Annotated in this window: 10 protein-coding genes and 1 tRNA gene; 2 read left to right on the top strand and 9 right to left on the bottom strand. The window is 59.0% G+C overall.

The window, feature by feature from the left end; genetic code table 11:
* Positions 1-90 (bottom strand) — tRNA-Ser (locus V7Q10_RS14830).
* Positions 91-182: 92 nt separating this feature from the next.
* Entirely contained in the window at positions 183-1280 is a 1098-nt protein-coding gene (gene ychF / locus V7Q10_RS14825) for a redox-regulated ATPase YchF (RefSeq protein WP_333869914.1), read from the bottom strand.
* 190 nt (positions 1281-1470) lie between these two features.
* Here ychF and trpA point away from each other — a divergent pair, with 190 nt between their 5' ends.
* Both trpA and V7Q10_RS14815 read left to right on the top strand, forming a co-directional pair.
* Positions 1471-2262 carry a tryptophan synthase subunit alpha gene (trpA, locus tag V7Q10_RS14820; RefSeq protein WP_333869913.1) on the top strand — a complete coding sequence of 264 codons (792 nt, stop codon included), beginning with the start codon at positions 1471-1473 and terminating at the stop codon, positions 2260-2262.
* Between the two features lie 125 nt (positions 2263-2387).
* A complete protein-coding gene (locus tag V7Q10_RS14815; RefSeq protein ID WP_333869912.1) occupies positions 2388-3551 on the top strand; it encodes an alpha-hydroxy acid oxidase in 1164 nt (387 codons plus the stop codon).
* Here V7Q10_RS14815 and V7Q10_RS14810 read toward each other — a convergent pair.
* The 7 genes from V7Q10_RS14810 to V7Q10_RS14780 form a co-directional block, all read right to left on the bottom strand.
* Positions 3548-4687: an MFS transporter gene (locus V7Q10_RS14810; RefSeq protein WP_333869911.1), complete on the bottom strand. Its 1140-nt coding sequence runs from the start codon at positions 4685-4687 to the stop codon at positions 3548-3550. The two genes, V7Q10_RS14815 and V7Q10_RS14810, sit on opposite strands and share 4 nt — an antisense overlap.
* A 105-nt stretch (positions 4688-4792) precedes the next feature.
* Positions 4793-6976: a polysaccharide biosynthesis tyrosine autokinase gene (locus V7Q10_RS14805; RefSeq protein WP_333869910.1), complete on the bottom strand. Its 2184-nt coding sequence runs from the start codon at positions 6974-6976 to the stop codon at positions 4793-4795.
* 8 nt (positions 6977-6984) lie between these two features.
* Positions 6985-7422 carry a low molecular weight protein-tyrosine-phosphatase gene (locus V7Q10_RS14800; protein ID WP_333869909.1) on the bottom strand — a complete coding sequence of 146 codons (438 nt, stop codon included), beginning with the start codon at positions 7420-7422 and terminating at the stop codon, positions 6985-6987.
* An 11-nt stretch (positions 7423-7433) separates the two neighbouring features.
* The gene (locus V7Q10_RS14795) at positions 7434-8498 is read right to left on the bottom strand and encodes a polysaccharide biosynthesis/export family protein (protein WP_333869908.1); all 1065 of its coding nucleotides are present in this window, start codon (positions 8496-8498) and stop codon (positions 7434-7436) included.
* A gap of 112 nt (positions 8499-8610) precedes the next feature.
* The gene (locus tag V7Q10_RS14790; protein ID WP_333869907.1) at positions 8611-10569 is read right to left on the bottom strand and encodes a polysaccharide biosynthesis protein; all 1959 of its coding nucleotides are present in this window, start codon (positions 10567-10569) and stop codon (positions 8611-8613) included.
* Positions 10570-10729: 160 nt separating this feature from the next.
* On the bottom strand, positions 10730-12163 hold the full coding sequence (locus tag V7Q10_RS14785; protein ID WP_333869906.1) for a heme biosynthesis protein HemY: 1434 nt from the start codon (positions 12161-12163) through the stop codon (positions 10730-10732).
* A 10-nt stretch (positions 12164-12173) separates the two neighbouring features.
* A partial coding sequence (locus V7Q10_RS14780) for a COG4223 family protein (RefSeq protein WP_333869905.1) occupies positions 12174-13072 on the bottom strand: 899 nt, incomplete at its 5' end.

Raw genomic sequence — 13072 nt, 5'->3', positions numbered from 1 at the left:
TGGCGGAAGCGGTGGGATTCGAACCCACGGTAGGGTTCCCCCTACGCTCAGTTAGCAACCGAGTGCTTTCGGCCTCTCAGCCACGCTTCCGTTGAACTTCATTTAGCGATCTGGGCGAGGCTGGGCAAGAGGGAAAGTTTCAGATGTTTTCCGCAGTTGCTGGCCCTTGGCAACCGCCAGCATCAGCCAGAGAACAGGAAATGCAGCACATCGCCGTCTTTGACCTCATAGGTTTTGCCCTCGACGCGGAACTTGCCAGCCTCTTTCGCGCCCGCTTCACCCTTGCCAGCGACATAGTCGTCATAGGCGATGGTTTCGGAACGGATAAAGCCCTTTTCAAAGTCGCCGTGGATCACACCTGCGGCGCGCGGGGCAAGCCAGCCTGACTCGATTGTCCAAGCGCGGGCCTCTTTGGGGCCGACGGTGAAATAGGTGCGCAGGCCCAGCAGTTGGTAGCCCGCCTTGATCAGCCGATCGAGCCCGGCTTCGGTCAGGCCCATTTCTTCCAGAAACATCGCTGCTTCGTCTTCGGCCAATTGGCTGATTTCTTCTTCAATCTTGGCCGAGATCACCACAGACCCAGCACCCTGTTCGGCGGCCATTTTGGCGACGCGGTCCGATTGGCTGTTGCCCTTGGCGGCGCAGGATTCCTCGACGTTGCAGACGTAAAGCACGGGCTTTGCGGTCAGCAGTTGCAGCATATCCCACTGGCGACGATCATCGGCGGCAATCGTCAGCGTGCGCGCGGGTTTGCCTGCGTTCAACGCAGCCAAAGCGGCAGTCAGCAGGCGGTGCTGATCTTGGGTGTCTTGATCGCCGCCGCGCAGTTTTTTCGCCAAATTGGTGATGCGGCGTTCGATGCTGTCCATATCGGCCAGCATCAGCTCGGTTTCAATGGTTTCGGCATCGGCGACCGGGTCGATGCGGCCTTCGACATGGGTGATGTCGCCATCTTCAAAGCAGCGCAGCACATGGGCCACGGCATCGCATTCGCGGATATTTGCCAGAAACTGGTTGCCCAGACCCTCGCCCTTGGATGCGCCGCGCACAAGGCCTGCGATATCGACAAAGGTCATGCGGGTTGGGATGATGGTTTTCGATCCGGCGATGGCGGCAAGCTTGTCCAGCCGCGCATCGGGCACGGCCACTTCGCCAACATTGGGCTCGATGGTGCAAAACGGAAAGTTAGCGGCCTGCGCTGCCGCAGTGCGGGTCAGCGCGTTAAACAGCGTTGATTTGCCGACGTTTGGCAGACCCACGATCCCCATTTTGAAACCCATAGCGGCACCCTCTTTGCTTGACCGTCTGCGGCATAGGCAGCACAGGCGCTGCGGTCAAGGCTTTCCAGCGCCGCAACGGCTGCAATCGCTGGGCTTTGGTGGCTTTCTGAAGGCTTGCACGGCAAGGGGCATTGATTTTCCTTAAGCCGCCGTGCAAACCGATTGCGGACGAATAGGGATGGGCCGCCAGATGACCAGAATCGACGACACTTTCGCGCGGCTTAAGTCGCAAGGCAAAAAGGCTTTCGTGTCTTATATCATGGCGGGCGATCCCGATGTCGCAACGTCTTTGGCGGTGATGCGCGGCCTGCCAGCCGCTGGGGTGGATATCATCGAGCTGGGCTTGCCCTTTACCGATCCTATGGCTGATGGGGCGACGATCCAGCTTGCAGGGCAGCGTGCGCTGGAAGGCGGCATGACGCTGGATAAGACCTTGCAAATGGTGCGCGATTTCCGCGCCGAAGATAACATCACACCGATCGTGATGATGGGCTATTACAACCCGATCTATGCACGCGGGGTGGATCTGTTTTTGACCCAAGCAGTGTCAGCTGGCATTGACGGGCTGATCATCGTTGATCTGCCACCCGAAGAAGACGACGAGCTGTGCATTCCAGCACAAAAGGCGGGGATGAATTTCATTCGCCTTGCCACGCCAACCACCGACGCCAAGCGTTTGCCAAAGGTGCTGCAAAACACCTCGGGCTTTGTTTATTACGTCTCGGTCACCGGCATCACCGGCGCTGCGGCGGCGCAGGCGGCGGATGTGGGGCCAGAGGTGGCGCGGATCAAGCAATCGACCGATCTGCCAGTGATCGTGGGCTTTGGCATCAACACCCCCGAGGCCGCGCGCACCATTGCAGGCGTGGCAGACGGCTGCGTGGTGGGCTCGGCCATCGTCAAGGAAATCGCCTCGGGCAAGCCCTTGGCCGAAGTTCTTGCCTTTGTCGCAGCGCTTGCCGCTGGTGCGCATTCGGCCTGAGTGCGGCGCTTGATCTGCTGCGGCGATCCTGCATAGGGTCGCCTGCAACAGAAGCCTTGCAAAACTGCGGATGATTGGTCACGATAGCTTACCAATTTTAGCAGTTTACAGCGATAGGGCCCGCCATGGCAGTCATCACCTGCATCGACGATCTGAAGACGCTTTACAAAAAGCGCACCCCGAAGATGTTTTACGATTATGCAGAGTCGGGCAGCTATACCGAGCAGACCTTTCGTGAAAACACCTCGGACTTTGCCAAGATCCGCCTGCGTCAGCGCGTGGCGCGCGATCTGACCGGGCGCTCGACCGCCAGCACGATGATCGGCGAGGCGGTCTCGATGCCAGTGGCGCTTGCGCCTGTTGGGTCCACCGGCATGCAGCGCCCCGATGGCGAGATCAAGGCCGCCCGCGCAGCCGCAGCCTTTGGCGTGCCCTTTACGCTGTCGACCATGTCGGTCTGCTCGATCGAGGATGTCGCCGCCCATAGCCCGACGCCGTTCTGGTTTCAGCTTTATGTGATGAAGGACGAAGATTTCGTCGATGCGATCATCGAACGCGCGCGCAAGGCCAAATGCTCGGCCTTGGTGGTGACGCTGGATCTGCAAATTCTGGGGCAGCGGCACAAGGATCTGAAAAACGGTCTGACCACGCCGCCCAAGCTGACGCTGCCCAATATCTTGAACATCATGACCAAACCGCAATGGGCGATGGAGATGCTGGCGACCCCGCGCCGCACCTTCCGCAATATCGTCGGCCATGCCAAGGGCGTGACCGATCTGGCCAATCTGTCGGCCTGGACCAACGAGCAATTCGACCCCTTGCTGACCTGGGATAAGGTCAAACGCATTCGCGACCAATGGGGTGGCAAGCTGATCCTGAAGGGCATTCTGGATGCTGATGACGCGCGCATGGCGATGGATGTCGGTGCGGATGCGATTATTGTCTCGAACCACGGCGGGCGGCAATTGGATGGCGCGCTGTCCTCGATCCGCGTGCTGCCCTCGATTGTGGCGGCGGTGGGTGATCAGACCGAGGTTTACCTCGACAGCGGTATCCGCTCGGGCCAAGATGTGCTGAAAGCGCTGGCTTTGGGGGCGAAGGGCACCTTCATTGGCCGCAGCTATATCTACGGCTTGGGCGCGATGGGGCAGGCGGGTGTGACCAAAGCGCTTGAGATCATTCACAAAGAGCTGGATATCTCGATGGCGCTTTGTGGCGTGCAAAAGGCGGTCGAGTTGAACCGCGAGCATGTGCTGGTGCCGCGCGATTTTGAAGGCGACTGGGTCTAACCCCGCCTTGTGATCGCGCGTCCCAGCAGCGGCACCAGCGCCAGCAGGCAGGCGGCAAAGACAAAGGCAAAGCGCAGGCCGAACTGGCCTGCGATCATGCCGACCAAGGGCGGGCCGAAGAAATAGCCGAAATAGCCAAATAGCGTCGCGCGCGCCACCGCCCGCGCTCTTGCGGCCGGGTTGGCCTTTTGGCCGACCAGCGAAAAGGCGGTCGGCGCAATCACCGATGATCCGATGCCCATGATCACAAACCCCGCATAGGCCATCGCGGGGCTGACCGCGGCGGCCGCCGTCAGCGCACCCGTGGCCGAGATCACCGCACCGCCGGTCAGCAGCCAAAGCGCGGGCAGGCGGCTGGCAAGACCTTGGCCAAACAGCCGCGCGATACCCATGGTAATCGCCATCAGCGCAGGCCCCAAAGCGCCCGCAGTGGCACTGCCGCCCAAGGTTTTCTCGATATGCAGCGCCGACCAATTCTCGGCGGCGTTTTCGGTCATAAAGGCCACCAAGACCATCGCCCCACCCAGAACCGGAAGCCAGCCCAGATGCGCCGCCCCTTGCCCCTTGGGGCGGGCCAGCCCGTCGATCCGGCCATCGGCTTCGATGCTGGCCAGCGACAGCAGCAGCGCCAGCCCGGCCATCAGCGCAAAAACCTCTGGCGGCCCAAAGCCCGCCTGCCGCAGCGCGCCGGTGGCCAAGGCGCCCCCCGCATAGCCAAAGCTATAGGCGGCGTGGCTGAGGTTCATCAGCGGCGCGCCACGGGCGTTTTCCAAGGCCGCCACACGCGCGTTCATCATCACATCGGTCAAGCCGGTGCCCGCACCCGCCGCCATCATCGCCAGCGGAAACAGCGCAAGACTGGCCTGACCGGGCAGCACAAAGCCCAGACACATCAGCGTGCAAGACAAAGGCAAGGCCGCGCGGCCAAAAGCCACCCCCGCCAAGGGCGCCAGCAGCATGGCAACCACCGCCGCAATCGGCGTCAGAAACAGCATCAGACCCAGCTGCGCCTCATCCACCGCCAGCATGGCCTTGATATCAGGCAGATCCGCGGCAAACGTGCCCCAAAGCACCCCCATGGCTGCAAAGGCCGCAACAGCAGGACGGGCAAGACGCAGGGTGGCAAGGGCGGTCATCGGCTCTCCGGTTCTTCGGCAAAGCCATAGCGCAGGCCAAAGCGCCAAACTATCCCCGCAGCGACCCTGCGCGCGATTTATATACCCGCTGCGGCCGGTCGCCGCTTACTCCGACTTTGATCGATATTCGTAGCGGTAGCTGTAATTGTAGCGGTATCGATAGCCAGAGGTGTTTGTCGGCTCATAGCCATTCAAAACCGCACCCGTGATTTTAACGCCAGCGCCTTCAAGCGTGCGCTGCGTGGCCTCGATCTCACCAATCTGGGTGACGCCATAGCGGGCCACAACCAAAGTGCCACCGGCAATGCGGCCAAGCACCGCGGGGTCGGTCACTGCCAAAACAGGCGGTGTGTCAATCAAGATCAGGTCAAATTCTTTGTCCAACAGCGCCAAAAGCTCTGTCATCCTCGGCCGCATCAGCAATTCAGCTGGGTTTGGCGGAAAGCGGCCGGTGCCGATAAAGCTCAGGCCCTCCACCGGACCCTGGATCATCACCTCGGCCAAAGTTTTTTCCTCGGCCAGATATTGCGCAAGGCCAGGGGTGTTTTTGGGCTGATTAAAGAACTTGCGCAAATGACCGCGGCGCAAATCGCCATCGATCAGACAAACGCGCTGGCCGCCCTGCGCCATCACCACAGCAAGATTGGCTGAGGTGAAGCTTTTGCCAACACCTGGAGCAGAGCTGGTCATCACAAGCGACTTTGTTGGAGCATCGAGCATGCCGAAATGCAGGCTGGTGCGCAAAGATCGAAACGCCTCAATCGCAAGACTTGTGGGGTCTTGGATTGCCAAAATCGGATGGCGATCCGACTTTCGGCTGCGCGAGGTGTCTGCGCCGGCAACATAATTTACCGTGGCAAAGACCGGCAAACCAAGCTGCTCAATCTGATCTGCCCCCTGCACACCGCGCCTCAGCCAATTGCGCAGCAAAACATTCCCGATCCCAACCATCCCCCCCAACAGGAAAGAAAGCGCCAAAATCAAAGAGCCGCGCGGCGCCACGGCGGCATCGCTGGCCTGCGCCAAATCAATAATGCGAACCGAGCCAATGTTGCTGGCGCGCACAACCCGCGTCGACTGGGCCTGACTTTGCAAATCGGTGTAGACCTTTTGCGCCAGCTCTAATTTATCTGTCATGTTCAGGATATTACGCTGAGTCTCGGGCAGCTTTTCGGTTTCCTGTCGCAATTGGTCCAGCTGCGCCTGCAAACGCGCACGGTTGTTCATCAGCTGCTGATAGACAGGGTGGTTCGGCGTATAGCGCTGTTTTATCTCATCTTCCTGCGCCTGAAGCGCTTGCAGGTCGGTGTTGATCCTATCAACCTGCGTCAGCAAAGATTGGCTTTCAAAGCTTAGATCGACAACCTGCGCTTGGCGGCGATAGTCGTTCAGTTCATTCTCGGCATCGCGGACCGCTTTTTCAGCGATCGGCAATTGCGTTTCCAAAAACTGCAAACCGCTGTCGGCGTTTGCGACGCCGCGATCAATGTTTTGTTTAACATAAGAATCCGCAATCGCGTTCAAAACCCGCTCGGCATAAAGCGGGTCACCCGCCTTAAATTGAAGCTGCAAAACCCCAGATCCGCGGCCTTGTTCAGATATTGTCAGCGCTTGGCGGACGGCTTCAAGCGTCTTGGACTCATCGCGCTGCATCACCAGAAATTCGCGTCCAACGGCCCCTGTCAAAGAAGCCACCCGCAGCGCAAAAGTCTGGTCTGCATTGGTCAAAGTCAGGCCAACTTGACCGGTCACAACCTCATTATCAGGCAGCGTAACGCTAAAGCTGTTTTCGCCAGTGATGGTCAGCGCAATCGGCTCTTCTACCCAAGCCGCCGTCACCTGCAACAAATCAAGCGCAATGCTGCTGTCGGGCCGCGCATAGGCCGGCAAGCCTGGAATCGGCAGACCATAGTGCTTCACCGCAACGCCGATCACAGGCATCAGCAGCGGTTCTGCCTGCCAATCCAGATGTAGCTTTGCCACCGCTTGGCCCAGCACCAGACGCGAGCCGATGATCTCGATCTCGGTTGTGGTTTGCGCCCCGGTATCACTCAGCCCCAAAAGCTCGGTCGGCAGGCCCATCTGGCTCGACTTGCTCTCCAACTGCACCAGCGCATCCGCCTGATAAACCTTGGCAGTGGTCACAAAAACAAACACACCAAGACAGGTGCCAAGAACCACCCAAAGCGCAATCAGCCATTTGCCGACCCAGATCGTCTCAATAAGTTGGCCCAGATCAATCTCATCAAGACCTTCATCTGCGGCGGCTGCTGTGCTTTGTCTTGCCATACGCGTCCTCATTTGCCTTTCAGCCGCTGTGCCCAGGCTGCCGCCGCGGACTCGATCTTCTCAAACGTCAGTTGGTGAAATTCCCGCGACGTCCGATAAGGGTCTTCGATCGCACGCGCGCCGGACCAATGATCAAGAAGCATGGTTTTTCCCAAAAGTTGCGGCGCAAGCCGGCCAATTTCCTGCCGATGCCCAGCCTCCATCACAAGAATAAGATCCTGTTTGGCCCCAAGCTCTGGGGTGAATTGTCGTGCCTTATGCCCAGCAAGACTGACCCCATGATCCAGCGCGACCTCGGCCGCCGTCGCATCGGCAGCATGGCCAACCAAAGCGCCGATCCCGGCCGAGGTGACGGTCAGATCAGGCAGCTTTGCTTGCAGTACCCGCTCTGCAACGGGAGATCGGCAGATATTACCGACACAAACAACCAGAACCGAGGTTATCACCTGTCTATGCCCTAATTTGTAATGGTTTGGGCGGCACGGGTCGCTGTTACAGTCGGCAGCAACCCCGAAATCGTATCGTTCCATCGCGACAAGGGCGAGCGCACCACATAAACAACATCCGCAGGTTCCAGCACAAAGCGCGTGCCCAACAGCAGGCCTGTCGGTGATAAGGTTTCAAGTTGGAATACCGTCATCCGGCCGTTAACAAGGCGAAACACAAAAACGCCGCGGGCATCTGCACGGGTCTCGTTCAGACCGCCTTGTCGCGTGATCGCCTGCGTCAAAGTGATGGGTTCTTGCGACAGATCAATTGCAGCAGGCTTCGAGATTTGGCCCAGAAGATAGGCCTCTTGCGCCCGCCGCCGTGTCACGGTGACAACGTCACCCGCACGCAGCAGCGGATTGTTTTGCTCGAGCCCCGCATTCAGAAAGCCAGCCAAATCAATCGTGTAAAGCCGGCCGCCGCGTTGCAGCGAAACCGCCCGCGTATCTGCGGCTTCGGTCAAGCCACCCGCCGCGTTGATCGCCGTGATTAAGGTGGTCGGCGCAAGTGTTATGGCCTGACTGTTCGGCACTTTTACCTCGCCCGCGACAACAACCCGCTGCGAGTTAAAGGCCGCGACACGCACTTCAACCTGTGGGCTGGGAATAAAATTTGCCAACCGCTCTGCCACTTCGGCGCGGACATCGCTGGCGGTGCGACCGCCCGCCTCGACTTCACCGATAAAGGGATAGTTAAAGCTGCCATCCGCCTGCACATAAAAACCACTGTCTTCGGCAGCACCACGCGGCCCGACGGGCAGCATCAATTCAGGATGATCAAAAACAATGACATTCAACAGATCGCCCGATCCGATCCGATAATCCGAAGCCTTGCCAACCGGCAAAGCGGAGCGGGCATAGCCGCGGGCAGGCTGACTAAAGGTGTCAATATTCGAGGCGTCAAGGCGAACAATCGCGACATTTTCAATCGCCGTCTTTTGTTGATCCGGGGTAACCGGAAATTCAACAAAGCCTTGAGAGCAAGAGGCAAGGCCTGACGAAATCACGAGCGCCACTAATACTTTTGCCAACATTTAAAACACCTCGAAAACACACTTTCGCGTCTTAGCCGAAAAATTGCGCAGGAGGAACTCAAAAATCCACCCAAGATTCAATCTTGGATTGAATGCTGCTATTTCTTTATATCTATTCTGCCGCCAGCTTTGCAGAAACTGCGTCACTGTCTTTTTGAAGCCACACCAGATCGCTGACCTCTGATGCGGCATGATAGTCGATTTGGCCAAGCGTAAGCAGGTGCTTGATCTTTGGCACATCTTGATCAGCGCAAGCCTCGGCTAATGCTTGCAGTCTAACATTAAGATCCTCCCAGGACAGCAGCGCCTCTTGGGCTTTGGAAATCTGCGGATGTTCCGTCGGGGTTGCGCGATTGCACAGTAAAAGCTCTTCATAAAGCTTTTCGCCAGGCCGCAGACCGGTAAAATAAATCGCAATATCACCATCAAGCGGGGCATCAACAGCGGCGCCTTCGTTCTGGATCACCGGTTTTAATCCAGAAAGCCAGGCGATGCGCAGGGCCAGATCCAGAATTTTAACTGGCTGGCCCATATCAAGCACAAAAACTTCGCCGCCCTGCGACAGGGCTCCGGCTTGCAGCACCAGTTGCGCCGCCTCGGGGATGGTCATGAAATAGCGGGTAATCTGGGGATGCGTAACCGTGATCGGCCCACCTTCCGCAATTTGACGGCGAAACAGCGGAATAACCGAGCCGGATGAGCCTAAAACATTGCCAAAACGCACCATCGAAAACCGCGTTCTGGTCTGACGCGCAGCCCATGCCTGACAGACCAGCTCGGCCATCCGCTTGCTTGCGCCCATGACATTGGTGGGGCGCACGGCCTTATCGGTGGAGATCAGAATAAAAGCTTCAACCCGTTCAAGAACAGCAGCCTCTGAGAGGGTCACCGTGCCGAAGAGATTGTTCCGAATGCCTTCTAAGACGTTCTGCTCGACCATCGGCACATGCTTATAGGCGGCGGCATGATAAAGCGTTTGCACCCCCCAGCCCGCCAGCACCGATCTGACGCGTTGAAAATCGCAGACCGACCCCAACACTGGCACGATCTGGATGGTTTGACCTTTGGCAGCCGCAAGCAGTTCAGCATGAATTTGGTAAAGCTGAAATTCAGACATCTCGAACAGGATCAGGGTTTTAGGGCGCGCCAAAAGAATCTGGCGGCACAATTCCGAGCCAATCGAGCCGCCCGCCCCAGTGACCATAACAACCTTGGCTTCGATCATCTGCTGTATCAAATCAGCTCGTGGCGTCACAGGATCGCGACCAAGCAGGTCTTCAATCGCAATCTCGCGCAGGTCAGAGACTTTGGCCTTGCCCGAAACAAGATCTGACATCGCAGGCACGGTCTGGAGCCGAACCGGCAGCGGTGCCAAAGCATCCAACACAGCTTTGCGTGCAGCGCGATGCAGGCTTGGCATGGCCAGCAACACGGTTTTTGCCTGCGTTTTGTCAATCAAACGCGGCAGATCCTTCGGCGCATGGACGCGCAGACCGCCGATCTCGGAGCCCTGAAGATCGGGTGCATCATCGACAAAAGCCCTTGGCGCAAAGGCAGGCCCATGCTGCAAAGACGCAAGCAGCTGCCGCCCCGAAGAGCCTGCGCCATAGATGATAACAGGCGCGCGCGGCTGCGCCTGACTTAACAAAAACACACTGCGCATCGCCATTCGCCCGCCCGCGAGGAGATAGAAGGCCAGTAAAGTATAGATCACGGGCACAGACCTTGGCAGCGCCAGCCCCAACAGCTGGGCGCCAATCAGCATCAGCAGGCCCGAAGCAAGGCAGCCAATCAGAATAGCCTGCAAAACAGCACTGTCGGCATAGCGCAGAATGGCGCGGTAAAATCCCAAATGGACAAAGAGGCCAAGGGTTGGTGGCAGCATAACGGCCAATATCAGCCAAACATCCGGCCAAGGCACCGCCGACAGATTGCCAAGTCGCAGCATCATCGCCACACAGAGTGACAGACCCAGCAGGGTGATATCAGCAATGACTTGCAAACAGCGTTTAGACCCGCGTGGCAAGGAAAGCAGCCGCTTTATCGCAGGAGAGAGGGCCGAAAGCACCATCTTAACAATACTTTATATGAAAAAGGTCAGCATCTAATACATCTCGAGCATAGCCAGAGTGTCTGAAGAAACCCTTTTCAAAACCAGTATTTCACCAAGGCGCTAACAACAATTTGCCTAAATTTCTACGAGCATCAGGCCTAAGCCAGATGCCCGCACCTTAGGTTTTTTGGTTTGGCGCCAGATCAATCACATCGTCTTCAACCTCGGCGGCTTTGGGTTGCCCCACCAGCAGCGGCAAAAGTTCGGCCCCCGTCGCACTTTGACCCGAGGTTTCGACCGGATCGCGCCAGCTGAGGGTGTCAAAGCCGCCGCAATTCTCGCAGATCGGCTGCCAAGTGGCGTGGATGGCCTGACATTTATCGCAGCACCACTGCGGGCCACGCGGAGCGGTCAGCGCGCGCGACAACCAGCCGCGCACAACCGCCTCGTCAGAGCCTTCGCCGCGTTCAACCGCCGCCATGATCGCAAGCGCCCGCTGCGTTGGCCGCGCGGTGGGCAGATCGCCCAGCGCACGACGGGCCGCTGGATAATCTTCGGCGGCGATGTTCAGCTCGGCCAGCAAGAGTTTGGTCTGGTCGCTGTCACCATGCTGCGAGGTCAGTGCGGCAAAGCGTTTCAAGCGCTGCACCGGGGTCTCTTCAGGCTCTATATCGGCAAAAGCAGCGGCAATTTCGGGATGCGGCAGCACGCTCCAGGCCTTTTTCAGAATGCGCGCCGCCGCTTTCTTATCGCCCTTTTCAATCAAGCCACGCCCCGCCATCACCGCCGCCGGAATCAGATCGGGCGAGCGTTTGTTGGCCTCGATCGCGGCCTCGCGGGCCTCGGTGCTGGCGGTTTCGTCCATCACGCCGCGCGCCTCTTGCAGCGCAAGCACGGCGTCGCGACGACGGTAAACATCCTTGGGCAGGCTGCCGGCCTTTAGCTTGGCGCCCAAAGTGGTTCGCGCGCCTTTCCAATCGGCTTTTTCTGATTGCAGTTTTAGCAAAATATCCTGCGTCTCGGCATGCTTGGGCTTCAGCGCAAAGGCCTTTTCAGCCAAGGCGAGGGCTGTGTCCGTATCACCCTCGGCCAGCTTTTGTCGCAGCAAGCCGCGCACGCCGACAAAGCGCGTCGCCTCATTGCTGACCAAAGCGCGATAGGCCGCGGTGGCGCGCTTGGTATCGCCTGCGGCCTCGGCGGCTTGGGCCACCAGCAGCGTTGTCAGATCAGGACTTTCCAAAAACTTCTCGGCACGCTGGGCGCGGATCAGCGCCAAACGCCCCTCGCCCGAAGCCAGCGCCATCAGCCCTTCAGACAGCGCCTGATAGCCCTTTCTTTCACGATTGCGGTCGAAATAGCGCGAAATCGCGGTTTCATCGCCGTTCAAAAAGCGCAGCGTTGCGACCAAAAGGCCGGTCAGCTTCATCACCAGCCACAGCAGCGCAACCAAAAGCAAAAGCACAATCGCGGCTTGCAATGGCCCCAGACTGAATTCCCAGCCCGCCACCGCAATCCGCACCCCTTCGGGCGATTGCAGCAACAGATCGGCGCCATAGGTGAGCCCCGCAATCGCGGCAATAAACAGCAAAACTTTAATCAAAGACCACAGCATAGCAGACCCCCTATTGACCCAAGGCTGCGGCAAGGCCCGCAACAGCTGTTTCACCGGCAAGCCGGGTTTCCGCCAATGCCTGCCAAGCCGCCATTTCGGCCAGTGCCGGCGCTGGCAGGGCGGCGATCTCGGTCAAAGCCGTGGCCAGATCATTGCCGCGAAGTGCCGCTTCGGCGCGCGACAGCACTGCATCGGGATCGGTGCCTGCGCGCGCAGTGGTCGAGCGTGCCCCGGTCTGCGTGCGCAGAAAATTCGTAGCGCGATCAGCCCAGCTTTGCCCCATATCGGCCCGCAGTGCCGCATCCAAAGCGGCGCGGGCGGCCTCTGGGAAGGCTTCGGTCAAACCGGCAAGCGTCGGCAAACCCGTTTGCGCGTGATCAGACAACACAGCAGGCACATCGGCCAAAGCCGAAAGCGCCGCCGCATAGGGCGCGCCGCTGTCCAAGGCGGCCTGCACCTCGGCCAAAGCCAATGTCGCGCGGGCCAAGGCAGAGGTCACCTCTGCCTCGGCCTTGATCTTATCGGCGGCGGCTTGCGCATCGGCCATCATCGCCTGAATCGCTGCGGTATCAACGGCACCTGCAGGGGCCTGTTTCAGCGCATCAATTTGCGCCTGCATCTCTTGCAGCGCGGCGGTTGGGGCGGCGTTCCCAGCGGGGCGCGCCTCCAAAGCTTGGATCTTTGCGGCCAGATCAGCAATTTGCACCGCAAAAGCCGCCGTATCCGGCAAGGCCGCCAGCTTGGCCTGCAAATCCGCGGTTTCGGCCTGCTGCGCCGCAAGCGCTGCCTGCAAAGCCGAGGTATCCTGAAGCGGCCAGCCCTTTGGCACATATTGCGCCAGACCAAAGCCAATACCCGCCGCAATCACGCCCCCCAGCAGACCACCAACCAAACCGCCACTGCGCTTTG

Source organism: Cypionkella sp. (genome assembly GCF_036782355.1).
Lineage (GTDB): Bacteria > Pseudomonadota > Alphaproteobacteria > Rhodobacterales > Rhodobacteraceae > Cypionkella.
The sequence above is the reverse complement of the archived record's forward strand: the minus strand, read 5'-3'. Positions and strand labels throughout refer to the sequence as shown.